The 25,561-nt window shown below is 72.1% G+C and carries 22 protein-coding genes; 10 read left to right on the forward strand and 12 right to left on the reverse strand.

Annotated elements, in window-relative coordinates:
* Positions 1–260 precede the first annotated feature (260 nt).
* From ABD371_RS09610 to ABD371_RS09625, 4 genes are all read left to right on the forward strand, one after another.
* Positions 261–1,118, forward strand: a complete 858-nt coding sequence (locus ABD371_RS09610) for a glycosyltransferase family 2 protein (protein WP_344474855.1) — start codon at positions 261–263, stop codon at positions 1,116–1,118.
* Positions 1,115–2,179 carry a glycosyltransferase family 2 protein gene (locus ABD371_RS09615; protein ID WP_344474857.1) on the forward strand — a complete coding sequence of 355 codons (1,065 nt, stop codon included), beginning with the start codon at positions 1,115–1,117 and terminating at the stop codon, positions 2,177–2,179. Before ABD371_RS09610 ends, ABD371_RS09615 begins: the two co-directional genes overlap by 4 nt.
* Positions 2,176–2,976: a polysaccharide deacetylase family protein gene (locus ABD371_RS09620; RefSeq protein WP_344474859.1), complete on the forward strand. Its 801-nt coding sequence runs from the start codon at positions 2,176–2,178 to the stop codon at positions 2,974–2,976. Before ABD371_RS09615 ends, ABD371_RS09620 begins: the two co-directional genes overlap by 4 nt.
* Before the next feature lie 121 nt (positions 2,977–3,097).
* Complete coding sequence (locus tag ABD371_RS09625) at positions 3,098–4,210, forward strand: DUF5925 domain-containing protein (protein WP_344475013.1); 1,113 nt, start codon at positions 3,098–3,100, stop codon at positions 4,208–4,210.
* Between the two features lie 7 nt (positions 4,211–4,217).
* Here ABD371_RS09625 and ABD371_RS09630 read toward each other — a convergent pair whose 3' ends face one another.
* The gene (locus ABD371_RS09630) at positions 4,218–4,592 is read right to left on the reverse strand and encodes a GntR family transcriptional regulator (protein WP_344474861.1); all 375 of its coding nucleotides are present in this window, start codon (positions 4,590–4,592) and stop codon (positions 4,218–4,220) included.
* Between the two features lie 83 nt (positions 4,593–4,675).
* Between ABD371_RS09630 and ABD371_RS09635 the strand changes: the two genes are divergently transcribed.
* Complete coding sequence (locus ABD371_RS09635; RefSeq protein ID WP_344474863.1) at positions 4,676–5,164, forward strand: ribonuclease FAU-1 family protein; 489 nt, start codon at positions 4,676–4,678, stop codon at positions 5,162–5,164.
* 148 nt (positions 5,165–5,312) lie between these two features.
* Here ABD371_RS09635 and ABD371_RS09640 read toward each other — a convergent pair whose 3' ends face one another.
* From ABD371_RS09640 to ABD371_RS09650, 3 genes are read right to left on the reverse strand one after another with little or no spacing between them, the layout of a single operon-like run.
* Entirely contained in the window at positions 5,313–6,809 is a 1,497-nt protein-coding gene (locus ABD371_RS09640) for a tripartite tricarboxylate transporter permease (RefSeq protein WP_344474865.1), read from the reverse strand.
* A 3-nt stretch (positions 6,810–6,812) separates the two neighbouring features.
* Complete coding sequence (locus tag ABD371_RS09645) at positions 6,813–7,367, reverse strand: tripartite tricarboxylate transporter TctB family protein (RefSeq protein WP_344474867.1); 555 nt, start codon at positions 7,365–7,367, stop codon at positions 6,813–6,815.
* The gene (locus tag ABD371_RS09650) at positions 7,364–8,347 is read right to left on the reverse strand and encodes a Bug family tripartite tricarboxylate transporter substrate binding protein (protein WP_344474869.1); all 984 of its coding nucleotides are present in this window, start codon (positions 8,345–8,347) and stop codon (positions 7,364–7,366) included. The genes ABD371_RS09645 and ABD371_RS09650 overlap by 4 nt, the downstream gene beginning before the upstream one ends.
* Positions 8,348–8,476: 129 nt before the next feature.
* On the opposite strand from ABD371_RS09650, the gene ABD371_RS09655 reads away from it, so the two are divergent.
* Complete coding sequence (locus ABD371_RS09655) at positions 8,477–9,193, forward strand: response regulator (protein ID WP_344474871.1); 717 nt, start codon at positions 8,477–8,479, stop codon at positions 9,191–9,193.
* Between the two features lie 110 nt (positions 9,194–9,303).
* Here ABD371_RS09655 and ABD371_RS09660 read toward each other — a convergent pair whose 3' ends face one another.
* On the reverse strand, positions 9,304–9,732 hold the full coding sequence (locus ABD371_RS09660) for a pyridoxamine 5'-phosphate oxidase family protein (RefSeq protein WP_190124496.1): 429 nt from the start codon (positions 9,730–9,732) through the stop codon (positions 9,304–9,306).
* A gap of 1,020 nt (positions 9,733–10,752) precedes the next feature.
* Here ABD371_RS09660 and ABD371_RS09665 point away from each other — a divergent pair.
* The 3 genes from ABD371_RS09665 to ABD371_RS09675 all read left to right on the forward strand — a co-directional run bounded on the left by ABD371_RS09665 (position 10,753) and on the right by ABD371_RS09675 (position 14,102).
* Positions 10,753–11,742 carry a lytic polysaccharide monooxygenase auxiliary activity family 9 protein gene (locus tag ABD371_RS09665; protein WP_344474874.1) on the forward strand — a complete coding sequence of 330 codons (990 nt, stop codon included), beginning with the start codon at positions 10,753–10,755 and terminating at the stop codon, positions 11,740–11,742.
* Positions 11,743–11,892: 150 nt separating this feature from the next.
* Positions 11,893–13,005 (forward strand): DUF3533 domain-containing protein, encoded by a 1,113-nt coding sequence (locus ABD371_RS09670; protein ID WP_344474876.1) that lies wholly within the window; start codon positions 11,893–11,895, stop codon positions 13,003–13,005.
* A gap of 230 nt (positions 13,006–13,235) precedes the next feature.
* Entirely contained in the window at positions 13,236–14,102 is an 867-nt protein-coding gene (locus ABD371_RS09675) for an alpha/beta fold hydrolase (protein WP_344474878.1), read from the forward strand.
* 48 nt (positions 14,103–14,150) lie between these two features.
* On the opposite strand, the gene fxsT is transcribed toward ABD371_RS09675, so the two are convergent.
* From fxsT to ABD371_RS09700, 5 genes are all read right to left on the reverse strand, one after another.
* A complete protein-coding gene (gene fxsT / locus ABD371_RS09680) occupies positions 14,151–18,086 on the reverse strand; it encodes an FxSxx-COOH system tetratricopeptide repeat protein (RefSeq protein WP_344474880.1) in 3,936 nt (1,311 codons plus the stop codon).
* A complete protein-coding gene (locus ABD371_RS09685) occupies positions 18,070–19,452 on the reverse strand; it encodes a TIR-like protein FxsC (RefSeq protein ID WP_344474882.1) in 1,383 nt (460 codons plus the stop codon). Before ABD371_RS09685 ends, fxsT begins: the two co-directional genes overlap by 17 nt.
* Positions 19,453–19,528: 76 nt before the next feature.
* Positions 19,529–20,320 carry an AAC(3) family N-acetyltransferase gene (locus tag ABD371_RS09690; protein WP_344474884.1) on the reverse strand — a complete coding sequence of 264 codons (792 nt, stop codon included), beginning with the start codon at positions 20,318–20,320 and terminating at the stop codon, positions 19,529–19,531.
* A complete protein-coding gene (fxsBH, locus tag ABD371_RS09695; protein ID WP_344474886.1) occupies positions 20,313–22,685 on the reverse strand; it encodes a radical SAM/SPASM protein FxsBH, inactivated beta-hydroxylase extension form in 2,373 nt (790 codons plus the stop codon). Before fxsBH ends, ABD371_RS09690 begins: the two co-directional genes overlap by 8 nt.
* 36 nt (positions 22,686–22,721) lie before the next feature.
* On the reverse strand, positions 22,722–22,886 hold the full coding sequence (locus tag ABD371_RS09700; protein WP_190124504.1) for an FXSXX-COOH protein: 165 nt from the start codon (positions 22,884–22,886) through the stop codon (positions 22,722–22,724).
* 203 nt (positions 22,887–23,089) lie between these two features.
* On the opposite strand from ABD371_RS09700, the gene ABD371_RS09705 reads away from it, so the two are divergent.
* The gene (locus tag ABD371_RS09705) at positions 23,090–24,022 is read left to right on the forward strand and encodes a DUF4231 domain-containing protein (protein ID WP_344474889.1); all 933 of its coding nucleotides are present in this window, start codon (positions 23,090–23,092) and stop codon (positions 24,020–24,022) included.
* 22 nt (positions 24,023–24,044) lie between these two features.
* Here the strand turns inward: ABD371_RS09705 and ABD371_RS09710 are convergent, their stop codons facing one another.
* A complete protein-coding gene (locus ABD371_RS09710; RefSeq protein WP_344474891.1) occupies positions 24,045–24,524 on the reverse strand; it encodes a hypothetical protein in 480 nt (159 codons plus the stop codon).
* Positions 24,525–24,740: 216 nt separating this feature from the next.
* Positions 24,741–25,559, reverse strand: coding sequence for a DUF1684 domain-containing protein (locus tag ABD371_RS09715; protein ID WP_344474893.1), 819 nt, complete (start codon positions 25,557–25,559; stop codon positions 24,741–24,743).
* Positions 25,560–25,561 lie beyond the last annotated feature (2 nt).

Here is a 25,561-nt window from a genome sequence, read left to right on the forward strand (position 1 = left end):
TCATCACGCAGGCGGCGGCTCAAGGGGAGGGCTCAGCGTCGCGATGGACTGGGAGCGGAGCGTGGCAGGGGGGTGCCGTGGCCGGTTTTCGTGCTCATCCCGAGCCGTCACACCGCGCGGCCAGATTCCATCGCCCGTCCGGCCGGCCCGGAGGTTGTTCCGCCACGGCCCGGTGAGCGATGGACCCCCCTTTCGAACCGGACACTCATCCGGATCGCCCGGGGGCGGGCGGTCCACCGGTGGAGAGGGAAGAGAAACTCATGAGTTCAGTCCTGCACCCGGCCGCTCCGGGGCCAGACCCGTCGACCCCGGCCGGAGCCCCGGCCGACCGGACGGGGCGGCCGGCGGGCAGCTACCGGCCGATCTCCACCCATCTGGCGATCACCCCGCCCGTCAGCGTCGTGATCCCCGCCATGAACGAGGCGGCGAACCTCCCGCACGTCTTCAGGACCCTGCCCGACTGGATCCATGAGGTCGTGCTGGTCGACGGGAACTCCACCGACGACACGGTCGAGGTGGCCCGCGCGCTGCGCCCCGACGTCAAGGTGGTCAGACAGGTGGGCAAGGGCAAGGGGGACGCCCTCATCAGCGGGTTCGCGGCCTGCACCGGCGACATCATCGTCATGGTGGACGCCGACGGCTCCGCGGACGGCAGCGAGATCGTCTCCTATGTCTCGGCCCTCGTCTCCGGGGCCGACTTCGCCAAGGGCTCGCGCTTCGCCAACGGCGGCGGCACCGACGACATGACCTTCATCCGCAGGCTGGGCAACTCGGTCCTGTGCTCCATCGTCAACACCAAGTTCGGGGCCCGCTACACCGATCTCTGCTACGGATACAACGCCTTCTGGAAGCACTGCCTCGACAAGATCACCCTGGACTGCACGGGCTTCGAGATCGAGACCCTGATGAACATCCGCGTCGTCAAGGCCGGGCTCCGGGTCCAGGAGGTCCCCAGCCACGAGTACAACCGCATCCACGGCGTCAGCAATCTGAGCGCCGTCCGCGACGGCATCCGTGTGCTCAAGGTGATCCTTCAGGAGAAGGGCGTCGGCCTCGCCGAGCGCCGGCGCGTCGGGGCCTCGGCCGGCGTGCGCATACCCCGGGGAGAGATGTCTTGAGCGACCACCGCTTCTCGGTGGTGATCTGCGTCTACACCGAAGACCGCTGGGACGACATCCTCGCGGCCGTCGCCTCGGTGCGGAATCAGTCACTGCCGGCGCTGGAGATCCTTCTCGTGGTCGACCACAACCCGGCGCTGCTCGACCGGCTCGCCCTCCGGTACCGGGAGACCTCCGACGCGCCGGGCGCGGCGGTACGTGTGCTCGCCAACGCCGGACCCCGGGGTCTCTCCGCGGGCCGCAACACCGGAATCGCCGCTTCCAAGGGCGAGTTCGTCGCCTTCCTCGACGACGACGCCGTGGCCGAGGAGGAGTGGCTGCGCTGGTTCGCCGAAGGGTACGACGACCCGAGGGTGATGGCCGTCGGCGGGCGGACCGCCGCCGCCTGGGAGTCGGGCCGGCGGCCCGACTGGTTCCCCGAGGAGTTCGACTGGGTCGTCGGCGCGACCTACCGGGGGCTGCCCCCGGGCCGGGTGCGGGTCCGCAATGTGCTCGGCGGGAACGCCTCCTTCCGGCGCACCGCCTTCGACGCCTCCGGCGGATTCGCCACCGGCATCGGGCGCGACGGCGACAAACGGCCGCTGGGGTGCGAGGAGACCGAGCTGTGCATCCGGCTCTCCAAGGCGCTCCCCGGGGCGGTGCTGCTGATCGACGACCGCGCGGTGATCCACCACAAGGTCCCGGCCGCCCGCGAGCGGTTCGCCTACTTCCGTACCCGCGCCTACGCCGAGGGGCTGTCCAAGGCGCTGGTGGCCCGGAGCGTCGGGGCGGGCAAGGGCCTGGAGTCCGAACGCCGCTACACCACCCGGGTGCTGCCGGCCGGGGTGCTGCGCGGGCTGCGGGACGCGGCGCTGGGGCGGCGCGGCGGCGCGGGCCGGGCGGGCGCGATCCTCACCGGGGTCGCCGCGGCGGCCGGCGGATACGCGATCGGGACCGCCCGGGCCCGGCGGGGCGCGGTGAGCTTCTCCTCCGGTCCGATCGTCCCCCTGCCGGAGACCGGCCCGGAAGCGGCGGCTTCGGCTTCGGCTTCGGCTTCGGCTTCGGGGAGTGAGACCCGATGAGCGAACCCGTACCCGTGCTGATGTACCACGCCGTCGCTCATCAGCCGGCCAGGGCGACCCACGGCCTCTCCGTCTCCCCCGCCGCGTTCACCGAGCAGATGGCGGTGCTGGAGGAGCGCGGTTTCACCCCGGTCACCACCGCCCGGCTGGGCGAGTCCTGGCGCTCCGGCGGCCGGGTGCCGCTGCCGCGCCGGCCCGTGCTGATCACCTTCGACGACGGGTACGAGGGCGTCCACCGGCACGCCCTGCCCGTGCTCGCCAAGCACGGATTCGCCGCCACCCTCTTCGTCTCCACCGGCTGGCTGCGCGGCGCGCACGACGAGGGCGGCGCGCTTGACACCATGCTCGACTGGGACCAGGTGCGGGAGCTGGCCCACTCGGGCACCGAGATCGGCGGCCACACCCACAGCCATCCGCAGCTGGACCAGCTGGACGGCGAACGGCTGTGGGACGAGACGGCCCGCTGCCGCGACATCATCGCCGACGAGGTGGGCGTGGCCCCGCTCTCCTTCGCCTATCCCTACGGCTACTCCAGCCGCCGGGTCCGGGAGACGGTCCGGGAAGCGGGCTTCGCCCAGGCCCTCGCGGTCGGCAACGCGCTCGCCCGGCCCGCCCAGGGGCCGTACGCCGTCCAGCGGGTGACCGTCCGGCGCTCCACCGGCGCGGAGGAGTTCGAACGGCTGGTGGAGGGGCGGTCCCTCGCCCGGAACTTCGCCCGGGACCGCGCGCTCACCAAGGGGTACGCGATGGTGCGCCGGACCCGGAGGGCGCTGACGGTGCTCCGGGGACGGGGGTAGGGCGGTCCGGGCGGGCAGTCCGGTGGTGTGCCGCGGGGCGGGGCGCGCCACCGGGCAAAACTCCGTGCGTCCGGGGGGCGGGTGCCGGATCATGGGCCCCATGTCAGCCGTACAGCCTCAGATGGAGCGCATGTCTGCCGCAGCCGCACAGCCACAGGACACTCTGCCGATCCGGCTCAATGTCGATGACAGCGACTCTCCGTCGGACGTCATCGACGCGCTCTTCCTCGGACGTTTCGCGACCGGGGAGCAGCCCTACGCACACGCCCATCAGATCGATCGCGTCAAACCCGGGTTCGAGCTGCTGCCCACGGGCTCGAAGGTGCTGCGCTCCGCGCGGGACGACGACCGCCGCGCGGTGCTCGCCGAGGGCGAGGGCTACACCGTGCTCGTCTCGCACTGGAATCGCGGCGCGGACGTCACGGTGACGGCGGTCAGCGCCGAGCTGGCCGAGCGGATCGTCAAGGAGTCGACGGCCGGGGCGGCCGACGATCCGGAGCCGCAGCCGGAGAATGTGACGATGGGGTTCTGGTACGTCTCCCCCCGGCGCGGCCCGCACCGCACCACCCGCCAGATCTCGGCCGGCACCTGGGAGGAGATCCGGCCCAATTACACCGCTCCGGTGGCGAGCGCCATGGACCGGCTGATGAAGGTGACCCCGGACGACATCTCGGGCCGGCTGCTGCTGCTCCACGGCCCGCCGGGCACCGGCAAGACCTCGGCGCTGCGCACTCTGGCGCGTTCCTGGCGGGAGTGGTGCCAGGTGGACTGCGTCCTCGACCCGGAGCGGCTCTTCAACGACGTCGGGTATCTGATGGACATCGCGATCGGCGAGGACGAGGGGGCCGCGAAGGGCCGCTGGCGGCTGCTGCTGCTGGAGGACTGCGACGAGCTGATCCGGGGCGAGGCCAAGCACACGGCGGGCCAGGCGCTCTCCCGGCTGCTGAACCTCACCGACGGGCTGCTCGGCCAGGGCCGCAATGTGCTGGTCGGGGTGACGACCAACGAGGATCTGGAGCGGCTCCACCCGGCGGTGGTCCGTCCGGGCCGCTGTCTGGCCCGGATCGAGGTCGGCGCGCTCACCCGGGCGGAGGCGGTGGGCTGGCTGGGCTCGGAGGAGGGCGTGGGCCGGGGCGGCTCGACGCTCGCGGAGCTGTTCGCGCTGCGCCGGGGCGTCGGCCCGGCCGCCATCCCCGAGCAGCACGGCGGTTCGGACGCGGGCCTCTACCTCTGAGAGGACATCAGCTCTCGTACGCCGCCCGGGTCGCGTCCCGGGCGGCGGACAGCGCCTCCTCGCGGGTCGCCCCGAGGCGGTGCGCCCGCTCCGCGAACGCCCGCGCGGCCGAGGCCAGCTCCCTGGCCGCCGCGTCGGCGGCCGGTGCGACGAAGGTGCCGTTGCGGCCCCGGGTCTCGATCACCCCGTCCGCCTCCAGGGCTCGATAGGCCTTGGCCACGGTGTTGGCGGCGAGGCCGAGTTCCTCCGCGAGGCCGCGGACGGTCGGCAGCCGGTGGCCCACCGGGAGCGCGCCGGAGCGGGCCTGTCCGGAGATCTGCGCACGGAGCTGTTCGAAGGGCGCGTCGGGCGATGCCGCGTCGATGACGATCTTGAGGGTCACCCCCCGATTCTCCCCCATCGCCCGGCGGGCCCCGGGGGAAACCCGGAGGCGACACGGCCGGACGTCCGCGTACGGTCCGGCCCATGACGGTTTCGGTTGAGGTACGGCTGATCAAAGCGGGCGCGACGAAGATCCGCTATCCGGCGGAGCTGGTGGCCGACGACGGTGTCCACACGGTGGTCCGCGCGGAGTGGGCGGGCGCGGGGGTGCGGGATTTCGGGTTCGTCCGCTTCGAGCCGGGCGATGTGTTCACCGAGCACTACTGGCGGGACCGGTGGTACGCGGTGAAGGAGGTGCGTACCGGCGGGGGCGTGCTCAAGGGCTGGTACTGCGACATCACCCGCCCCGCCCGGGTGGCGGGCGGTGAGCTGAGCGTGGAGGACCTGGACCTCGATCTGTGGGTCTCGGCGGACGGCCGTGAGGTGCTGCGGCTGGACGAGGACGAGTTCGCCGCGAGCGGGCTCGCCGGGACCGACCCGGAGGCGGCCGGGCGGGCGATGGACGCCCTCGACGAGCTGGAGGCCGTGGCGCGCGGCGGCGGGCTGGGGGAGCTGCTCCGGCGGGGGCGCTGACCGGTCCCGTGAACGGCGTCGTGCCCGCCTCCATGGGGGAGAGAGGCGGGCACGACGCCGATCCGTTCGATGCGGGCGGGGCGGACCGTTCGGATCACGGCCCGCCCCGCCGGCGCATCGGCGGGAGCTGCGGGGCAGGTGCTGAGAATCAGGCGTCGGCGCCGCGACGGCGGACGATCGCCTTCTTGATCAGCGGCCAGGAGAGCAGGATGGCGATGATCACGTAGATCGTCACCGAGAACGGCGTGTTGAACAGGCCGCTGACGCTGCCGTCGCTGATCTGGAGGGCACGGCGCAGCTGCTGCTCGGCGGCCGGGCCGAGGATGACACCGATGACGGCCGGCAGCACGGGCAGGCCGTACCGCCGCATCCCGAAGCCCAGCAGACCGATGAGCAGCAGGATGACCAGGTCGAGGGCCTCGCCGCCGACCGCGTACGCGCCGACTCCGGCGAAGAAGAGGATGCCCGCGTAGAGGTAGGGGCGCGGGATCTTCAGCAGCCTCGCCCAGACCGGCGCGAGCGGCAGGTTGAGGGCGAGCAGCAGGACCATGCCGACGAACAGCGAGGCGATGAGGCCCCAGACCAGGTCCGGCTCGCGCTCGAAGAGCAGCGGTCCGGGCTGGATGCCGTACTGCTGGAAGGCGGCCAGCATGACGGCCGCGACCGCGGTGGTCGGCAGTCCGAGGGTCAGCATGGAGACCAGGGTGCCCGCCGCGGAGGCGGAGGCCGCCGACTCGGGACCGGCGACGCCCTCGATGGCGCCCTTGCCGAACTCCTTCTTGTTCTTGGAGAGCCGCTTCTCGGTGACGTAGGAGAGGAAGGTCGGGATCTCCGCGCCGCCCGCGGGGATCGCGCCGAACGGGAAACCGATGAAGGGGCCGCGCAGCCAGGGCTTCCAGGTGCGCTTCAGGTCGTCCTTGCCGAGCCAGGGGCGGCCGACCGGGATGGGCGGGTCCGAGTTGCGGCGGAGGTGGGCCGCGACCCAGAGGGCCTCGCCGATGGCGAAGAGGCCGACCGCGACGATGACGACCTCGATGCCGTCCGCGAGGTGGAGCGAGCCGAAGGTGAGGCGCTGCTGGCCGGTCATCTGGTCCAGGCCGACGAGGCCGATGGTGAGGCCGATCAGCAGGGAGGCGAGACCGCGGATGCGGGAGGAGCCGAGGACCGAGGTGACCGCGATGAAGGCGAGCACCATGATGGCGAAGTAGTCCGGCGCGCCGATGTCGACGGCCAGTTCCGCGACGGTGGGGGCGAGGGCGACCAGCAGGATGGTGCCTATCAGACCGCCCGCGAAGTGACCGACCGCGGCGGCGGCGAGGGCTTGTGAGCCCCGCCCCGACTTGGCCATCGGGTTGCCTTCTATGGCGGCGACGACCGCCGCGCTCTCACCCGGTGTGTTCAGCAGGATCGAGGTGGTGGAGCCGCCGAACATCGCGCCGTAGTAGATGCCGGCGAACATGATGAACGCGCCGGTCGGTTCGAGGCCGTAGGTGACGGGCAGGAGGAGCGCCACGGCCATCGCGGGTCCGATGCCGGGCAGCACTCCGATCGCGGTGCCCAGCAGTACGCCGATCACCGCCCAGAGCAGGTTGATCGGGGTCAGCGCGGTGCCGAATCCGTCGATCAGCGAATTGAGAGAGTCCATCGGCTAGAGCACCCCCATCAGCGGGCCACCGGGGAGCGGAACGCCGAGCAGATTGTTGAAGATGTAGTACGTGACCAGCGCGAGGGACGCGGCGATCAGCGGGTCGCGGTGGAACTGCCGGCTGCCGAGGGCGAACGCGGCGCCCCAGAAGAGCAGCGCTCCGGCGATGGGGAAGCCGAGCGGGCCGATGAGGACGGCGAAGCCGAGGAAGACTCCGGCGAGCAGCAGGACCGTACGCCAGTCGCTGGGCTCGCTGAGGTCGACGTCCTCGCCTCCCTCCGCCTCTCCGTGGCCGCCGCGGATGACGTCGACGGCGAGGAGTACGGCGATCACCAGGAGGCCGATGCCGACGGCTATCGGGACGGTCTTGGGGCCGACGGGGCCGCGCTGGGAGATGTCGACGTCCATGGTGAGGGCGTCCGCGAGGACGAGCACACCGATCAGGAAGAGAAGGACGCTGACGCCGATCTCGGAGTGTTCGCGCAGCCAGGACCGGGGGCCGGCCGGGCGGGCGGAGGCGTCCGTCGACTGAGTCGCGGGGGATTCCTGTGAGTTCACAGTCCGAGCTCCTTCAGCACCGAGTCCACGCGCTTGTCCTGTTCGTCCAGGAAGTCACCGAACTTGTCGCCGACGAGGAAGGCGTCGTTCCAGCCGTTCTTCTTGAGCGACTCCTTCCACTCGTCGGAGGCGTGCAGCTCCTCGATCAGGTTGGTGAGCTTCTCCCGCTCGCTCTTGGAGATGCCGGGCGGGGCGACGATCCCGCGCCAGTTGGTGAACTCGGTGTCGATGCCCGCCTCACGCAGGGTGGGGGCGTCGAGGCCGGGGACCCGCTCCGCGCCGGTGACGGCGAGCAGGCGGAGTTCGCCGGACTTGATCTGGTCGAGGTACTCGCCGACGCCGGAGACTCCGAAGCCGACCTTGTTGCCGAGGATGGAGGCGAGAAGCTCGCCGCCGCCGTCGAAGGGGATGTAGTTGACGGTCTTGGGCGCGATCCCCGCGGCCTGCGCCATCAGCATGGGCGCGAGGTGGTCGGGGCCGCCCGGGGAGGAGCCGCCGCCGACCGGGAGCTTGCCCGGGTCCTTCTTCCACGCGGCGACGAGATCGTCGATGTTCTTGTACGGGGAGTCCTTGCCGACGACCACGATGCCCTGCTCCTCGGTGAGGCGGGCGATCGGGGTGGTGTCGGCGAGCGTCTTGGGCGTCTTGTTGGTGTGGACGGCTCCGACGACGCCGAGGCCCATCGACATGGCGAGCTTGCCGTTGCCGTGCTCGCCGACCAGCCGGGTCAGTCCGACGGTGCCGCCGGCCCCGGGGAGGTTGAAGACCTCGACGTTGTGGGTCAGACCGGCGTCCTCGGCGTTCTTCGCCGCCGTCCGCGCGGTGATGTCGTAGCCGCCGCCGGGAGTGTTCGGAACCATGAACCGCAGTCCGGGGATCTGTGTTCCGGTGTCGGAGCCCTTGCCCTCGCTGAGCAGTGGCGGCCCCACGAACACCAGCAACGCAGCCCCGAGCAGGGCGAGGGGAGTGCGCAATCGCACGTGAGCCGCCTTTCGGTAGGGGGAATGTGTGAAGTGGCCCACATGTTGCCGGGGCGTTAAGAAAGTGTCTCTCTTCCGGAATCAACGGACGTTGTGGTCATTGTGGTCACCGCTTAGCGTGTGCGCGTGATGAAAGTGCTGGTAGTCGATGACGACTTCATGGTCGCCAAGCTGCACAGCCGCTATGTGTCCATGGCGGAGGGGTTCCGGGTCGCGGGAGTCGCGCACACCGGTGCCGAGGCGCTGCGTGCGGCTGAACGGTTGCGGCCCGATGTGGTCTTGCTCGACATCTATCTGCCCGATATGGACGGGTTGACGGTGTTGCGCGAGCTGCGGGCGGCGGAGGAGCGGGACGAGTCACGGGCGAGGGTGGACGCTCTGTTCATCACGGCGGCCCGGGACGCGGGGCTGGTGCGGGCGGCGCTGCGGGCGGGCGCGCTGCACTATCTGATCAAGCCGTTCAACCAGGCTTCCCTGCAAGAGCAGTTGAGGCACATGGCGGCCCTGCGGTCGCGGTTCGAGAGGCTCGGGGAGGCACGTCAGGAGGATGTGGATCAGATATTCGGGGCCCGGCCGCCGGGCGCGCGCGGATTGCCGAAAGGGCTTGCGGCGCACACGGCCGAGCTGGTGGAGCGGGTGCTGCGGGAGCGCGGCGGCGATCTGTCGGCGACCGAGTGCGCGGAGGCCGGTTCGCTGTCGCGGGTGAGCGCCCGGCGGTATCTGGAGTACTTCGTGGAGACCGGCCGGGTCGAGGTGACCCTGCGGTACGGCGGCACGGGACGCCCGGAGCGGCGGTATCGCCTGGTGGGCGGGGGTGCCGCGGGCCATGGCAGACGAGGGGGCTGAGGCCCTGGCGGAAGGCGGCCCCGCGCCGGGCGGGGCGTTACCGGCGCGGGCTCTCGCGCCCGCCACCGGATTCGCACCCGCACACGAGGGGTGACCGTCCGGCGGTACGGTCAGACCCGGCCCAGGTCCGCGCTGTTCCAGCGCTGCGGGCGCATATGGATGATCACCTGCTCGCCCAGCTCCTTCTCCGCGAACTCGACGTAGGAGGCGACCTTGCGGGCGGGCAGATAGCGTGCGGTGATCTCCACCAGTTCCTTGCGGGTGGCCGGGACCGTGGCCACGACGGGCCCCTCCACGGACACGTACCGCACGCTGGGCTCCAGCCGGTCGACCAGCAGGGAGAACCGGCCCGCGCGGGCGATGAGCCGCTCCTTGCGGGAGCCGAGACCGGTGAGGATCCAGATGTCCCGGCCCGGTGCGTACTGATACCAGACCGGCACCGTCAGCGGCGCCCGGTCCTCTTCCTCCGCGCTCACCGCCAGGGCCGCGATATGCGGTTCGGCCAGGAACTGCTGACGCTCTTCAGGGGTCAGGGTCACGGATGACTCCTCCGCTCGGTCCGCCGGTTGTGCCGGCCCGGGCCCGGGTGTGACGGACGGCCGGAAAGTGGCCGGCCGACGGGACGAAGTTACAGGTTCCGGGCGGGCGGCACCTCCCACTTGAGCGGTACACCGCCCGCCAGTTGACCGCTTTTGTCCCTTCCGGGAGGGCGGTGCCCCGACGGCGGGCCGACGGGCCGGGCGAGGACGGCGGCCGAGGGCGGGCGGGCCCGGCCGCGCTGGGCGTCCGGGCCCGCCGCCGGGGCGCGAGGGCGGCTCCGGGGCGCACTCGCCCCGGCCGGGGCGGTCCGCCGCCGCGAGCGGACCGGCGGCCGGGTCCCCCGTCCGGCGAATCAGGCCCCAGGCACCCTCGCTGAGCTGCCGGAACCCTCCGGCCCCCGCGATACCGTCCGGCCTCCCGCCCGCCCCCCGGCGCGGCGGGCGGCCACCCGGCCGGGCCGGCGCGCACCCGCTCAGCCCGCGCGCGCCGGGGGCGGGGCCGACGGCGGCCGGGGAAGACTCGCGGGCACTCCCGCCCCTGAGGTGACGAACCGTCAAGACATGGCCGGGACAGGTTCCTTCGATCGAGTGAGGGCCATCCGTGCGCGGACTGACGCCCAGCCCCTCCCGGCACCCCCGGCGGCCCCTGCGCTCCCGCCCCGGGCACGGGCGCCGGCTCGGGGGCCGCGATCGCGCGGGCGTCAACCGCGCCGCCCCGAACGGGTCCCGGTAAACGCGGCCAGTTACCTTCGCGAACGTTTCACCAGCAGGAATCTCACCGAGAGTCACGAATGTTCGCGGCCGAGTGGTGTTCCTCAGCCCCCTCTTAGCACTTCCTTAAAGCAAGGATAAGGATCACCGGGCAGCCGTCCTCAGGGGCGATTTCGACGATTCGAACAGCTAACTTTCTGATCGCCGGGGCCGGTTCGAACGACAGCACCACAGGCGGTCAAGAGCCGCACCGCCTGTGTTGGACCGGCCCCGGAACCCCCCACGACGCCCACCGAGGAGAACGCCAGAATGACCACTCGTAGCAAGGTGGCCATGGTCGCCGCCCTGGCCGTCGCGCCGATCGCGCTGACCACCCTGACCGCCACGCCCGCCGCCGCGCACGGTTCGATGCAGGACCCGGTCAGCCGGATCTCGGCGTGTTTCGCCGAGGGCCCCGAGAGCCCCGACTCGGCCGCCTGCAAGGCGCTGGTCGCCGCGGGCGGCACCCAGCCGCTGTACGACTGGAACGAGGTCAACATCGGTGACGCGGCCGGCCGCCACCGTCAGATCATCCCCGACGGCCAGCTGTGCAGCGTGGGCCGCGCCAAGTACAAGGGCCTCGACCTCCCCCGCACCGACTGGCCCACCACCAAGCTGGCCTCCGGCAACCACACCTTCCGCTGGCGTGCCACCGCCCCCCACGTGGGCACGATGGAGCTGTTCATCACCAAGCAGGGCTACGACGCGACCAAGCCGCTGAAGTGGTCGGACCTGGAGGCCCAGCCCTTCGCCAGCATCAAGAACCCGACGCTGGTGAACGGCTCGTACGTCTTCGACGGCACCATCCCGCAGCGCTCCGGCCGTCACCTGATCTACTCGATCCTCCAGCGCTCGGACTCCCCCGAGGCGTTCTACACCTGCTCCGACGTGGTGATCGGCACCGGTACGGGCGCCGGTGCCGCCCCGGTCGCCCAGGCCCCCACCGAGGGCGAGATCAAGCAGGGCACCGAGAACTCCACCGTCGACCACGGCGGACACGGCGGTGACACCTCCGCGGAGAAGGCGGCGAACGCCGAGCACGTCGCCCAGCAGACCGCCGCCAAGCCGGCCGGCAACGCCCCCGAGGCCCAGGGCTCGGCCGCCGAGGTCGCGGCCGAGGAGAACCTCGCCGCGACCGGTGGCGACAGCACCACCCCGTACATCGCGATCGGCGGCGCGGCCGCGCTGGCCCTCGGTGCCGCCGCGATGTTCGGCACCGCCCGCCGCCGCGCCACGGCCGGTGCCCGGGCCGGTCACTGACCTTGGTGATCATCTTCTGATCGAACCGAACCGGTGACGATCCAGCGCGCCCGCCGTTCCCCGGCGGGCGCGCTGCTCGTGGTGGCCGCCGTTGCGCCATTCGGCCGCCCAGCGACTGCGTGAACCGCGCCCGGCGCGGAGCGTGGGGCCATGAAGCGGACACCCAGCGGCGCGCCCGGAGGTACTTCCGAAGGCCCTCCCGAAGGCCCTCCCCCGGCGGACCGAAGCGGCTCCCAGGGCTTTGTCGCCGAGGTCAAGGACGCGGTCAGCGTGCGGGCAGCGGTGCTGGTCATCGGGGTGCTGGCGCTCCAGATCGCCTTCATCACCTCGTACATCGGGGCCTTCCACCGGCCCGAGCCGCACCGGATCCCGATCGCGGTCGCCGCGCCCGCCCCGGAGCTGACCGAGCGGACCGTGAACCGGCTCGCCGGGCTGGCGGGAGATCCGCTCGACCCCCGCGCCGCGCCGGACGAGGCGAGCGCGCGACAGCGGATCGAGACCCGGGAGGTCGACGGGGCGCTGATCGTCCGCCCCGGCGGCGGGCCGGACCGGCTGCTGGTCGCCAGTGCCTCGGGGGCCTCGCTCGCGGACGCCCTGACCGAGGTCGTCGCCGGGGCCGAGCGCGAGCAGGGGCGCTCCGTCGAGGTGGTGGACGTGGTCCCGGACTCCCCCGGCGACGCCCGGGGCCTCTCCTCCTTCTATCTGGTCGTGGGCTGGTGCGTGGGCGGCTATCTCTGCGCGGCGATCCTGGCGATCAGCGCGGGCGCGCGGCCCGCCAACGGCCATCGCGCGCTGATCCGGCTGGGCGCGCTGCTGCTGTACTCGATCGCGGCGGGGCTGCTGGGCACGGTGATCGCCGGCCCGGTGCTGGACGCGCTGCCCGGCAGTGTGCCCGCGCTCTGGGGGCTCGGCGCGCTGCTGGTCTTCACGGTGGGGGCGATCACCCTGGCCCTCCAGGGGCTCGCGGGCATCGTCGGCATCGGTCTGGCGATCCTGCTGGTGGTGGTCCTCGGCAATCCGAGCGCGGGCGGGGCCTATCCGTATCCGCTGCTGCCGCCGTTCTGGCGGGAGATCGGCCCGGCGCTGCCCCCGGGCGCGGGCACCTTCGCGGCGCGCTCGATCGCGTACTTCCGGGGCAACGGCGCGGCCGGTCCGATGCTGATCCTGGCGGCGTGGGCGGTGGCGGGCGCGCTGATCACCACGGTCTGCGCGCTGCGGCGGCCCGCCCGCGCCCCGGCGGACCCGCCCGGCTCCGGCGGATGAGGGGCGCGCGGCACCCGCGCGGGCACATCAGGCCGGTTCCAGAACGGGCGGACGAGGGCGCGCGGGCCTTCAGGGGCTCTTCGCCGCATACGTACGGCACTTTGGCGGTAATTCCGGAAAGACGGTGAAAGCAGGCCCGGTCGGGGACCGCGCTGGGTAGACGTCAGGGGGTGGGAATGCCGAAGGCACACACACGCATGCAGAGGTCACTGACGACGAAGGGGGCGGGCGTGCGACGTCGGGTGCACGCGGGGGACGGGCGGCATCTGATGGTCGAGCGGCTGGGGGACCCGCGCGGCAGGCCGGTCTTCCTGCTGCACGGCACCCCGGGCAGCCGGCTGGGGCCCGCGCCGCGCGGCATGGTGCTGTATCAGCGGCACACCCAGCTGATCGCCTACGACCGCCCCGGGTACGGGGGCTCGGACCGGCTGGCCGGGCGCAGCGTCGTCGATGTGGCCCAGGATGTCCGGGCCATCGCCGATGAGCTGGGGCTCGACCGGTTCGCCGTGGTCGGCCGGTCGGGCGGTGCGCCGCACGCGCTGGCCTGCGCCGCGCTGATGCCGGAGCGGGTGACCCGTACCGCCGCGCTGGTGACGCTCGCGCCCCGGGACGCGGACGGGCTGGACTGGTTCGAGGGGATGGCGGCCTCCAATGTCATGGAGTTCACCTTCGCCTCGGACGATCCCGCGGTGCTCACCGAGCGGTTCATCCTCCGCTCGGCGGAGATCCGGAAGGACCCCTTCAAGCTTCTCAACGATCTGCGCCGCGAACTGACGGAATCGGACCGGATGGTGGTCGCCGACGCGGGCGTCCGCTCGATGCTGCTGCGCAATTACCAGGAGGCGCTGCGGACATCGGCGTACGGCTGGATCGACGACGCGCTCGCCTTCTGCAGCCCCTGGGGATTCGATCCCGCGGACATCAAGGGGCCGGTGATGCTCTGGCACGGCGAGAAGGACGTCTTCTCGCCGGTGGGGCATTCGCGGTGGCTGGCCCAGCGCATCCCCGGGGCGACGGCGGTGCTGGAGCCGGCCGCCGCGCACTTCGACGCGCTGCACGCGCTGCCCCGGGTGCTGACCTGGCTGCTGGCGGACTGACGGGACCGGCCCGTGCCCCCATGGGCGGCACGGGCCGGCCGGTCGGGCTCAGACGGCCAGCGGTTCCAGGTCCCGGTGGACCCTGCGTTCGTCCCGGGCGATTCTCGTCAGCGCGTGGTCCTCGCCGAGCTGGCGGGTCAGTTCGGCGACCGTCTCCGCCCGCAGCCGGGAGGATTCGCTCTCGCGTCCGAGCGCGCCGAGGGTGACGGCGAGGTTGGAGACGACGCCGAGCACCTCGGGGTGGTGGGGGCCCAGCACATCGCGGAGCCTGGCCGCCGAGCGCTGCTCGATCTCCAGCGCCTCGGCCGTGGCGCCCAGGTCGGCGAGCGCGTTGGCGAGGTTGATCGTGCTGTAGAGGAAGTGGGGATGGCTCTCGCCGAGCACCTCGCGCATCTTGGTGCTCACATCGGCCAGCAGCCGTTCCGCGGACTCCGGGTCGCCGCAGCCCCACTGGAAGATGCCCAGGTTGTTGATGGCCGCGAGGGTGTACGGGTGGCGCTCGCCCGGCACCAGCATGTACTGGTCCACCACCTCCTGCGCCAGATCGCGCGCCGCGACCGGCTCGCCGCCCGCGAAGAGGTCGGCGGCGAGGTTGAGGTCGCAGGCGAGGGAGTCGGGGTTGGAGGAGCGGGACCGGTAGCGGTTGCGGGTGGCCGTGGTGAGCCGCCGGGCGTCCTCCAGCCGGCCCGCCCTGCGCAGCGAGACGGCCAGGCTCTTGCCGGCCGCGAGGGTGCCGGGGAAGGTCCGTCCGAGGTGTTCCTTGTACAGCTCGTAGGTGCGGCCGAGGAGGATGACGGACTCCTCGTAGCGGCCCGTCTCCCGCAGGTCGCGGGCGAGCGAGGTGGCGGAGGAGAGGGTGTACGGATGGCCGGCGCCGTGCACCTCGGTGCGGCGGTCGAAGACCTCCTGGTCGATCTCGCGGGCTCTGGAGTACTGGCCGACCATCCGCAGGTTGAGGGCGAGGTTGTTGGCGGCGGCCAGGGTCCTGGGGTGCGACTCGTGGAAGATCTGGCTGAATCCGTCGTGGGCCTCGCGGGCGAGTTCCATCGCCTTGGCGTACTGGCCGAGGGTGCCGAGGTCCATCGCGAGTCCGCTGGTGGTCATGTAGGTGTGCGGGTGGGTCGCGCCGAGGACGGCCCGCTGGCGCTCCAGGGTCTCCTCGTCGAGCGCCCTGGCCTCCTTGTAGCGGCCCTGGGAGCGGTAGAGGTTGGAGATGTGGAAGCAGAGGTAGAGGTACTGGAGGTCGTCGGTGCCGAGCATGGTGCGCCAGGTCTCCCGGGCCTCGTCGGCGACCGAGCGGGCGGTGACCCAGTCGCCGCGCTTCCAGAGGTAGCGCACCCGGTCGATGAGGAGTCGTCTGGTCTCGGGCTCGGAGCAGTTGCGCGCCTCCGAGGTGGCCAGATGGGGCCAGATGGTGGCGAACCGCTCCCAGGTGGCGGGGTTGTCGATCGGCTCGTCGTCGTCGGGCCTGGCCCCGGCGAGTACCCGGTGGACGGCGTGCCGGGCGTCGCGCTGTTCCTGTTCGGTCAGCTGGGCCCGGATGACGGCCTGGACGAGGCGGTGCACCTGGATGCTGTTGTTGACCTGGTCGACCTTGGCGAGCGCGAACCGGCCGATCTCCCGGATGACCCGGCCGAGCACCAGTTTCTCCTGGAGCGAGGCGTCGTAGGGCTTGAGGGCGTCGATCATCTCCTTGCTGTAGAGGAGATTGGCGGAGATCGGCTCGGGGGCGAAGAAGGCGCAGAGCTGGAGCAGGCGCACGGCGGCCGGTGAGCGCTCCTTGAGCTTCTCGATGGAGACGTTCCAGGTCGCGGCGACGGGCTGGGGGTAGCCGGCGGGCTGGTTGAGCCCGAGGACGCTGGTGGCCTGTTCCCGGAGCCGTTCCAGATAGTCGGAGACCGGGGTCGCGGTCTCCGCGATCCAGGCGGCGGCCTGTTCGACGGCGAGCGGCAGATCGCCGACGGCGGTGGCGACCTGGTCGGCGTCGGCGACCGTCAGTCCGCGGGCGCGCCGCTGGAGGTGCTCGACGGACTCCTCGCGGGTGAAGACGTCGATGGGGAGCGCGTCGCCGTACTGGGACCAGGTCTGGTTGCGGGAGGTGACGAGGATGTGGCCGGGGCCCTGGGGCGGGAAGAACCGCTTGAGCTGCTCGGGGTCGTCGGCGTTGTCGAAGACCAGCAGCCAGCGGGCGTGCGGCACCCCCCGGCGGAGCAGGTCGATGGCTTCGCTGGAGGCGGCCGTCATGTCCTCGCCGCCCTGTGCGCCGAGGCGGGTGGCCAGCTCGGCGAGGCCTTCGATGACATCGTCGGGCTGTTCCGCCGAGATCCACCACACCAGGTCGTAGTCGGCCATGAAGCGGTGGACGTACTCGATGGCGACCTGGGTCTTGCCGACGCCGCCGAGTCCGTAGAGGGTCTGCGGCTGGGGCAGCACGGCGGCCACCGACATGCCGCCGCCGAGCCGGTCGCGCATCTGCTCCAGCGCGATCGAGCGGCCGGTGAAGCCGGGGTTGCGGGGCGGCGCGTTCCAGATCTTGGGCACGGTGCCGGGGAAGCGCGGTCCGGGCGATCCGCCGTCGGGCAGTTGTACGGGCCGTTCCAGGGCGCGCAGCAGGGCGCTGGTGGCCTGGACCTCGTCGAGCCGGAAGAGGTCGATGGGGTTGCGGTCGATGTAGGGGGTGGTGAGGCGGACGTCGCCGACCCGGACGGGCAGCAGATGGTGGCGGGCTCCGCCGCCGTCCTCGCCGAAGGAGCGCTGCCACAGATGGACCGCTCGGGGGGACTTGAGGTAGGCGCTGGAGAGCAGGACCACGGTGCGGGCCGCGTTCTCGGCGATGGTGTGGTCGTCGGAGCCCTCGCGCTCGACGGAGACGTCGCGGGGCACGACGCGGAAGCCGGCGTGGGTGAGCACGGCTTCGATCCAGTCGGCCCACATCCGGTTCTCGGCGACGTAGCTGAGGAAGAGGTCGGCGGGGAGGGCGGGCCTGCGCCGGGTGAAGGCGTCCTTGATGCGGAGCCTGGTCTCGTCGCCGACCGTGGCCATGGAGGTGATCTGCTGTTCGGTGATGACGGCGGTGAGCCGCTCGAAGGCGGAGAGGAGGGAGTTGGTCAGCCCGGTCTCGTCGCCGAAGGTGGCGAGGGTCTCCTCGTAGGCGTAGTAGGGCCGGTAGGGGATCTCCACCGCGCCCCAGTAGGAGGTGAGGTCGTCCCCGGAGAGCCCGGTGGGGAAGCGGTCGAACTTGACCCGGGCCAGGGCCCGGCCCGCGTCGGCCTTCTCCTTCTCGCCCTCGTCGATCCGCATCGGCACCGGGTAGATCTTGATGCCCCGGCCGCCGTAGCGCTCGTCGATCTGCCGGGCGACGGAGGCCGCGCCGTCGATGGACTGGTCGCTGAGGGTGAAGCAGTCGACCAGGATGTCGGGGAGGTGGACGGTGCAGATGTCGGCGATGTCGCTGAGCCCGGTGCGGCTGTCGATGAGGACGTAGTCGTAGGTGGCCTTCATGTCGTCGCGCAGGGCGTCGAAGAAGAGGCCGCCGCCGAGCCGGTCGTAGAAGTTGTCCCAGTCGAAGGTGGAGACGGTCGCCGAGTACTCGCGGTTCTGCCGGCCGGCCGAGACGAAGTCGAGGGTGCCCTTGCCGGGGAACTCCCAGCCGAGGTTCTCCGGGGAGAGGGAGACGGCGTGCGGCTGGATACGGGCGTAGTCGACGTGCCAGTCGTCGCGCCGGGCGGTGTCGGGGGTGATGGCGGCCCAGGCGTAGTCGGTGATCAGGTCGATGACACCGGTGGTCGCGCCGAGGGTGGAGGGGTCGAGGAAGGGGTGGAAGAAGCGGTGCAGTCCGGGTGCTTCCAGGTCCCAGTCGACCGCGAGGACCCGTTTGCCGTTGGAGGCGAGGATCCAGGCGGTGTTGGCCAGGGCCATGGTGCGGCCCGTGCCGCCTTTGTACGAGTAGAAGGTGACGATGCGTCCGTCACGACCGGCCGTCATCCGTGTCCTCCGCATCGGGGGCTGTGCCACGCGAGTGGGTGTCGGGGTGGTCGGGGGCGGGAGCCGGGGCGGGGGCTCCCATGGGGCCGCTGAGCCGGAATCTGGTGGGCCGGGCGGAACCGGGCGGTGGGGCGGGCGGGAAGACCTCGGCGTGCCGCAGATACTCCTGGGCCGCGGACTCCACGACCTGGGGGAGGATCTGGCCGAAGGCCTCCATGCTGAAGACCCCCCGGGCCGCGAGGCGGCAGGCGGGGCGGCCCTGGCTCATCTGGCGTGGCATGGTCCGTTCCAATTTCCTGACCAGCTGGGCTTCGGAGAGTCTGCTCTGCGGATCGTCGCGGTTCCAGGCGACGACGAGGCTGACCCAGGGGCGGGGCTCGGCGTCGAAGGCGGCGAGCCGGGCGCAGCGCTCGTCGTCCTCCAGGGCCCAGCGGTCCACGAGGAGTATCTCGGGGCGGGCCGGCGGCTGGTCGGGCTCGGGCGGGGCCTCGTGGTCGAAGGAGGAGACGGTGGCCTGGTAGTTGAGGGAGCGGACCAGGTCCTGGGCGACATAGGCGAGGGGGCGCGCCGAGTCGGGGTGGTAGGGGTTCCAGTCCTGGGACTGCTTTCCGTAGTAGTCGGGGGCGCGGCCCTCGGGGAGGTCGTGCCGGGTGGGCGCGGCGATGGTGAGGTGCATGGGGCGGGGGCCGCCGCTGGGTTTCCCGAAGGCGCTGGGGGCGTGCCGGTAGTCGACCGGGCTGCCGGAGGCGACCCGGGTGGTGTCGGCGACGCTGACGATACGTTTGGCCAGTTCATAGACGGCGGCTTCGTACTCCTCGGCGAACCGGCGCAGCTTGATGAGGCCGTAGAGGCCGTCGGTGACATAGCGGTCACCGAAGGCGCGGTGGTTGAACTGGAGCCGTTCGGCGGGGCCGGGGAGCTGCTCGGGGGGCAGTGGCACCCAGAGCGCGGGGACGATGGCCTCCGCCGAGCGGTTGCTCTTGGCCTGGTGGTAGATGGCTCGCTGGGCGAAGGCGTACCACTCCTTGCCGCACATCTCGCTGGCGAAGTAGCGGGGGGAGAAGAGCGGGACGAAGACCCGGCAGGTGGACAGCACCTCGCCGAGCCGCTCGGACCAGCCCTCGCCGGAGCGTATCTCCCGGTCCATGAAGCCGGCCGGGGATCCGGCGGGCAGATCGGTCAGCGCCAGCACATGGCCGCACAGATCCCTGAACAGCCGCTCCACCCACATGTCGGGGTCCGGTCCGCCCACCCCGTACCTCGGTGTGTGCGCGTAGCTCAAGAAGAAGTACGGCCGATGGTCCGGCGCACGCTGCGCTGTTTCCGACACACGACCCCCGTCCTGTGGGAACACCCGCCTCCGCATCCGGTTTCGACGCGGGACAACAACGAATTAATCATTTCGGAGCCCGACACATCCCGTCTCCCCGCTGTTCGGTCAATCAGCGCCGTTTCTCCGTCATCCAGGCCACGGCGTGATCGACGGCGGCCCGGACCGAGAACAGTCTGGTGGGCCTGCCTCTCAGCAGCCCCTTCTGTTCCATGCCCCACGTGAACGCGGCGCCGATCGCACCAAAATCGCTCTCGTCCAGACGGACGTCGTCGTACTCCGTCCATTTCTTACCCCCGTCGGGGCACAGAACTACACAACGATACGACCGAAGGGGCGCATTGGTCCGGTACTCGGCGAGATGAAAGGCGGTGCAGACGTCGAAATCCACATTGATCATCAATACGCGTGCATCGGTCCGGTAGAGAGCGCCGAGAGGGGAGTTCTCACCGAGGTGGGAGGAGAGGATGTGACCGGAGAGCAATTCCCCGGCGCGCCGGCCGACGGCCGCGAACGAGGTCTGCGGATGGGTGCTGCGGACGGCCCCGGGGGCGGTGCGGACGGACTCGGCGAGCCGGCCCATGCCCTGGCTCGGGGTAGTGGCCGGGTCGAAGGCGGGCATGTTCCGGCGGAAGGTCTCGGTCTCCTCGGGCGTCAGACCGGCCACCAGGGCGCGGTAGGCGTCGGAGGTGTCGGAGTTGGCCTCGGTGAAGGCCGGGGCGACCAGGGTGCCGTCCGGGCCGAGGGCGTCGAGGAGCGCGTCCCTGAGGGTGTCGGAGTGGAGTCCGGTGGTTCGCAGGGCGGCGTGCACCAGCAGGGTCGTGCCCTCGGCCACGCCCAGGGCCCGCAGGGAGCGGGTGAGGCGCTCCTGCTCCCGGGGGCTCGCGCGCCCCGGCTCAGGCATGGCCCGGCTCCCCGCCGGGGCCGTCCGGACCGCCCGAGGCGCTCGCACCGTCCGAGCCATACGGACCGACGGTGGCGTCCAGCTCCCGCCTCAGCTCGGCCAGCAGCCGCCGCCCGGCGACGGTCGGTTCGGGCGCGCCCTCCAGGATCTTCAGCCCCTGCGCGGCCTGGTGCGCGCCCTCGGGGTCGAAGGGCGCGAGAGCCACTCTCTCGCAGACTCCCGCCAGCAGTTCCGACACCGGGACCTCCCCCTCCTGCCAGGGCGCCGGATGACGCCACCAGCCGTCCTGTGCGTAGAGATCCGCCACTTCGAGCAGCGCGTTCAGCCTGGCCCGCCCGAAAGCGCCCAGCAGCGCGATCGCCAGCTCCCGGTCGGTGGCGGGCAGGGCGATTCCCAGCGCTCCATAACCGTGCCCGCGTACGCCCGGCTCACGCGTGGCCGGCCGGCCAAAAACCGGTGTTCCCCCAGGTGCCAGCGGGGTCAGGGTGGTCAGAGCGCCGGCCAGTTCCGCCGCCCGGGCGGGGGCGGCCGTCCGCAGCAGCGCCCAGGCCCCGGTCAGCCGGCGGTCCCAGCGGTCGGCCTCGGCCGGATCCAGCCGGGGCAGCGCGGGGGCGTCGAAGCAGTCCCGGCAGGGGTCGAGGTCGTCGAGACGGAGCGGGGGCACTCCGCCGCCGTCTCCGTCTCCGCCGCCGCCGCCGCCGATGACGCGTACGGGCCGCCAGTCGGCGGTCTCGACGCCCGGGGCCACCCGCAGCGGGCCCCGGCCCTCGGCGGTCACGGTGAATCCGTCCGCCTCGGCCGTGACGAGGGCTTCGCCCCGGGAGCGGGGGCCGGGCGGGAAGAGGCGCAGTGTGCCGAGCGCGGGCAGTTCGAGGAGTCCGTCCTCGTACGGGACGGGGACCGGGACGGGGACGGCCGGGTCGGCCGGGTCGGCCGGGTCGCCGGCGGTGATGAGGGCGGCGGCGAGATGGGCGGGGAGCCGCAGGGCCTCGGCGGTGGCCCCCGGGTGTCCGGCGGCGAGCCCGGTGAGGGTGCGGCGCAGCCAGGTGTGGGTGTAGGGGTGGCTCAGCAGGGCGTCGAGCGCCGGGCCGCCGGGGTCGAGGGCGAGCGCGAGCCGCCAGGCCCGGTCCCACTCCTCGCCGCCCCGCCCGTCCAGTTCGCGGTGGAGGGAGGCGAGAAGGGTGAGGGTGAGGTTCTGGTGTTCGGCGGCGAGGGCGGCCGGATCGGTCACGGCGGCGGGGGTGAGGGCCTCGGCGTCGCGCGCCTCGATGCCCCGGACGAGGGCTTCGAGGTCTCCGCAGTAGACGGAGGTGTTGTCGAATTCCCGGTGGGCGCTGTAGCGGTGGGCGTAGAGACCGCCGCCGCAGGAGCGCACGACGGGACAGGTGCGGCAGGTCTCGCCGACGCCCGCCAGTTCGAGCTGGCGGGCTCTGACCCCGGGGTGGCCGGCCACCAGGTCGAAGGGGTGGGTGAAGACGTCGAAGCCGGTGGCGGCGGCCCCGTCGTAGGCGCTCTTGAGCGAGTCGACCTGCTCCAGCGCGCCGTCGGTCTCGACGACGACCAGGTCGGTGGGGGCCAGACCGAGCGATTCGGTCAGCCCCGGGCCGCCGGTGAGGGTGGAGAGGACGGATTCGAAGAGGCGTACGGGGATGGTCCTGCCGCGTTCGTCCCAGCGGTCGAAGACGGTCAGCAGCCAGTCGGCGTACGCGGTGGGCGAGCCGTCGGGCCGGGGCGGCGGGCTCTCCCAGGTGGCGTGCGGGAGCAGGAAGTCGACGCGCGGCGGGGCGAGTTCGGCGAGGGCGTCGTACACGGCGACGGGGTCGTTGGCGATGTCGACCGTGCAGAGCAGACCGAGGTAGAGATGGCGGTAGCGCTCCTGGCGCAGCAGTTCGACGGCGCGCAGGACCAGGGGGTGGCTGGTGCGTCCGTCGGCGAAGCGGCGGTGCCGGTCGTTGGCGGCGCGGTCGCCGTCGAGGGAGATGCCCACCTTGACGCCGAACTCGTCGAACAGATCGAGATAGCGGGGGCTGAGCTGGAGCCCATTGGTGTGGATCCGGAGATCCAGCTCCGCGACGCCGTCGAGAGCGGCGGTCAGCTCCTCGCACACCCGGCGGAGCCGGCCGGGACCGGCGAGCAGAGGCTCCCCTCCGTGCAGGATCACTGACACGGAGGGCAGGGCATGGCTCTTGGCATGCTCGGCCAGTCGCAGAGCTGTCCAGGAAATCGCTTCGTCGGAGATTGCCTTGGGACGGTTACGCCAGCTGTGGTCGGCGTGTTCGTAGATATAGCAGTGGTCACACGCGAGATCACACCTGCTGTGAACCTTCAGGACGATCTCGCGGAACGGGACCAGCGGTCCTTTCATTCCGCCAGTCTAGGGGCAGAGCGGCGGAAGACCGGGCTAGAGAGCCGAGTTGAACGTGGCGGAGCGTACGGTGTGCTCGCCCGTCGTGGGGAGAACCCGCGCGAGCCTCTTTGCCGCCTCCGCCCCGCGAACGTCGATCTGCGCCAGGGGAACTCTGTTCTTCTTCGCGGCGGCGAAGGCCGGGATGGTCTGAATCGTCATGGGGGGCCGTCCTTTGATCTTGTGTCCCAACGCTGTTCACCACGCACCATTGCGGTGGTGGCGGCACGACTTTACTCTCATGGCCACTGTCGGCAACTCAGCTCGGGGACAGGGCGCGAAAGAGTTCGTCACATTCTCACAGGCGGCTCCAGAACGGGTCATTCCACCTAAAGAGTGAAGGCATGCAGCAGTCAGGGGGACACATGAGCGGGTTTCCTGGTGCAACGGGGAGCATCGTATTCCGCAACAGCGATCTCCCCGCCCTCTTCCACCACACCGACTCCCTAGCCATCGCCCGTCAGCGGGAATCCGTCGGATCCACCCGAATTTCCCTGCTGCTGCTGGTGGCGGGGGCCGCTGCGGCGGCGCTGCCGTCGTCGCTCACGGTGGGCGGCTCCGTCCAACTCCCGGGCGTGCTGGGGGCGTTGGCGTACGCCGGAGTGCTCCTGCTGGGCTACCGCGCTTCCAAGCGCGGCGCGAAGTCGCAATGGCAACTGAATCGCTCGGCGGCCGAGTTCATCAAATCACTGTGCTGGCGCTATTCCGTGCATGGAGCACCTTTCGATGCCCGATCGGGCGATCCCGACGCGGCCTTCGCCGAACGGCTCGGGGACGGACTCGGGGAACTCGCCAAAGTGGGCTGGCGGGACCCCCGGAACACCCTGCCCGAGCTGGCCGCCGCCGAGCTGGTCACCCCGGCCATGCGGCGGCTGCGCGCGGAGCCGTACCCCGCCCGCCGGGAGACCTTCGTCCGGGACCGGCTGATCGAACAGCGCAACTGGTACCACCGCAGCGCGGAGAACTCCCGCCGGGCGACGCTGCTGTGGTCGCTCTCGATCGGCCTGCTCACCCTGGGGGCGCTCTTCGTCTCCCTGCTGCGCGCCTTCTCGCTCACCGGCCCGGCGGGCGCGGCGGGGGTGCTCTCGGCGGCTGCGGCGGCGGCTCTGGCCTGGTCCGAGATCCGCCGGCACCAGCCGCTGATCGCCGCGCACTCGCTGGTGGAGGAGGATCTGGCGGCGATGCACACGGCGATGGAGACCACGGTCACCGAGGCGCAGTGGCCGTCCGCCGTCTATGAGACGGAGCGGATCGTGTCCCCGCAGCACACGGACTGGCTGGTCCGGCACCGGAGCTGAGGGAGGGGCGGGAGACCGGGGGTCAGGGGCGCTTCAGGCCCTCGCGCCAGATGACGGTCACCGGGGTGCCCCGGCCCCTGGCGTAACGGACGATGTCGGCCGTGCCGCCGAGCCCGCGCGCCGGGCAGCCGTCCCAGACGGCGAACAGCCGGTCGCAGTGGTCCGCGATGTACGCCCCCGCCGCGTAGTACGCCTCGTCCGTGGAGTGCGGGAAGGCCAGCCGGACCTCCCTGGTCGCGCGCCCCCTCAGCTCCTGGAAGCGGGCGAGTTCGGCCGGTTCGGTGAAGCCGTCCGCGTAGTCGCCGCTGGGGATCACGGCCGTCAGCTCGGCCCCGCAGGAGAGCGCGACGTCCGCGAAGATCTGGTCCGCGCCGACGGCGAGGCTGGAGTACGCCTCCAGCGTCCCCTCGTGGCCGTGGAGCGCCTCGCGCAGCCGGGCCCTGATGTGTCCGCCGGCCCCTTCGGGGATGAACCGGTGGCCGGTGATCCCGATCCGCCTCATGTCCCCGCCCCCGTCTCTGGGCCCCTGGGCCTCGTCCCCGGGGCGCTCCGTGACGCCGGGCCCCGTCGCCGCGGCCCGCAGACGGCCTTCCCTGCGCCGGGGGCGCGTACTCCCCCGTTCCGGGGTCGTTCGGGGCATCGGGGACGGAGCACCGCCCCCGGCGGCGCGCAGGCGGCCGGGGGCGGAAGGGGGAGCGAAGAGGGCGCGGCGGCCGGGTCAGCCGCCCAGCGGGACGCGCTCCCCCGCCGCCACGGCGACCGGGAGGGTGTTCCCGGGCGGCGGGAACGGGCAGATGAAGTGGTCGGCGAAGGCGCAGGGCGGCAGCAGCGCCCGGTTGAAGTCGACGGTCACCGAGCCGTCCTCGGCAGGGGCCGCCGGGCGCAGGAAGCGGAACCGGTAGCTGGTGTCCCCGCCGGTGGTGTCGGAGAAGACCGCCCAGAGCGAGCCGTCGTCCTCGACGGCCGCGTGCAGCCGGTGCTCCTCCCCGTCGAGCACGAAGACGATCTCGCCCGCGAGGCCGAGCCCGCGCTCGCGCCCGTCGGCGTTGGCCACCCGGACGCTGCGGTGCTCCGGGTAGGGAAGGAAACGCCCCGGCAGCGTCCAGCGGGGGTCGTACCCGGTGGCCTCGATGCCCGTGAACGCGGCGCGCGCCGGGGAGCCCGGGTCGAAGTCGCGTACCGCCCAGAGCCCTTCGCGGCGCAGCACCACGAGCCGCCGGTCCCCGTGGGCGACCGGCGCCTCGGGGATGGGTCCGTGGTGGGCGGTGAGCCGGGCGGTCCCGGTGAACGGCTTGCCGTCGAGGGTGAGCCCGTCGGCGGGCCCGGCGGTGAGCACCACCTCGTCGCCGTCGGCCGTCCAGGTGCCCGGGACCGGCGGGATCCGCCCGTCCGGGTGGTCCTCCAGCCAGTGTGTGCCGGTGAGCGAGAGCGGCCCGTACGGCGCGGTGATGGTCTCCACCCGCCGCCGGTGCCACTTCCGCCACTCCTGCGGCTCGTCGCTGCCGTCCTCGGCCGGTCTCTGTGCCTGGGTGGTCATGC

This window comes from Streptomyces amakusaensis (assembly GCF_039532665.1).
In the GTDB taxonomy this organism is placed as follows: Bacteria; Actinomycetota; Actinomycetes; order Streptomycetales; family Streptomycetaceae; genus Streptomyces; species Streptomyces amakusaensis.

What these genes read in the sequence shown, in the direction of transcription:
- ABD371_RS09700 (WP_190124504.1), bottom strand. Translation starts at nt 22,886, where the DNA reads ATGACGATTCAGACCATCCCGGCCTTCGCCGCCGCGAAGAAGAACAGA.
- ABD371_RS09690 (WP_344474884.1), bottom strand. Translation starts at nt 20,320, where the DNA reads ATGCCTGAGCCGGGGCGCGCGAGCCCCCGGGAGCAGGAGCGCCTCACC.
- ABD371_RS09620 (WP_344474859.1), top strand. Translation starts at nt 2,176, where the DNA reads ATGAGCGAACCCGTACCCGTGCTGATGTACCACGCCGTCGCTCATCAG.
- ABD371_RS09625 (WP_344475013.1), top strand. Translation starts at nt 3,098, where the DNA reads ATGGAGCGCATGTCTGCCGCAGCCGCACAGCCACAGGACACTCTGCCG.
- ABD371_RS09610 (WP_344474855.1), top strand. Translation starts at nt 261, where the DNA reads ATGAGTTCAGTCCTGCACCCGGCCGCTCCGGGGCCAGACCCGTCGACC.
- fxsT (WP_344474880.1), bottom strand. Translation starts at nt 18,086, where the DNA reads ATGACGGCCGGTCGTGACGGACGCATCGTCACCTTCTACTCGTACAAA.
- ABD371_RS09640 (WP_344474865.1), bottom strand. Translation starts at nt 6,809, where the DNA reads ATGGACTCTCTCAATTCGCTGATCGACGGATTCGGCACCGCGCTGACC.
- ABD371_RS09670 (WP_344474876.1), top strand. Translation starts at nt 11,893, where the DNA reads ATGAAGCGGACACCCAGCGGCGCGCCCGGAGGTACTTCCGAAGGCCCT.
- ABD371_RS09710 (WP_344474891.1), bottom strand. Translation starts at nt 24,524, where the DNA reads ATGAGGCGGATCGGGATCACCGGCCACCGGTTCATCCCCGAAGGGGCC.
- ABD371_RS09715 (WP_344474893.1), bottom strand. Translation starts at nt 25,559, where the DNA reads ATGACCACCCAGGCACAGAGACCGGCCGAGGACGGCAGCGACGAGCCG.
- ABD371_RS09665 (WP_344474874.1), top strand. Translation starts at nt 10,753, where the DNA reads ATGACCACTCGTAGCAAGGTGGCCATGGTCGCCGCCCTGGCCGTCGCG.
- ABD371_RS09685 (WP_344474882.1), bottom strand. Translation starts at nt 19,452, where the DNA reads ATGCGGAGGCGGGTGTTCCCACAGGACGGGGGTCGTGTGTCGGAAACA.
- fxsBH (WP_344474886.1), bottom strand. Translation starts at nt 22,685, where the DNA reads ATGAAAGGACCGCTGGTCCCGTTCCGCGAGATCGTCCTGAAGGTTCAC.
- ABD371_RS09635 (WP_344474863.1), top strand. Translation starts at nt 4,676, where the DNA reads ATGACGGTTTCGGTTGAGGTACGGCTGATCAAAGCGGGCGCGACGAAG.
- ABD371_RS09705 (WP_344474889.1), top strand. Translation starts at nt 23,090, where the DNA reads ATGAGCGGGTTTCCTGGTGCAACGGGGAGCATCGTATTCCGCAACAGC.
- ABD371_RS09655 (WP_344474871.1), top strand. Translation starts at nt 8,477, where the DNA reads ATGAAAGTGCTGGTAGTCGATGACGACTTCATGGTCGCCAAGCTGCAC.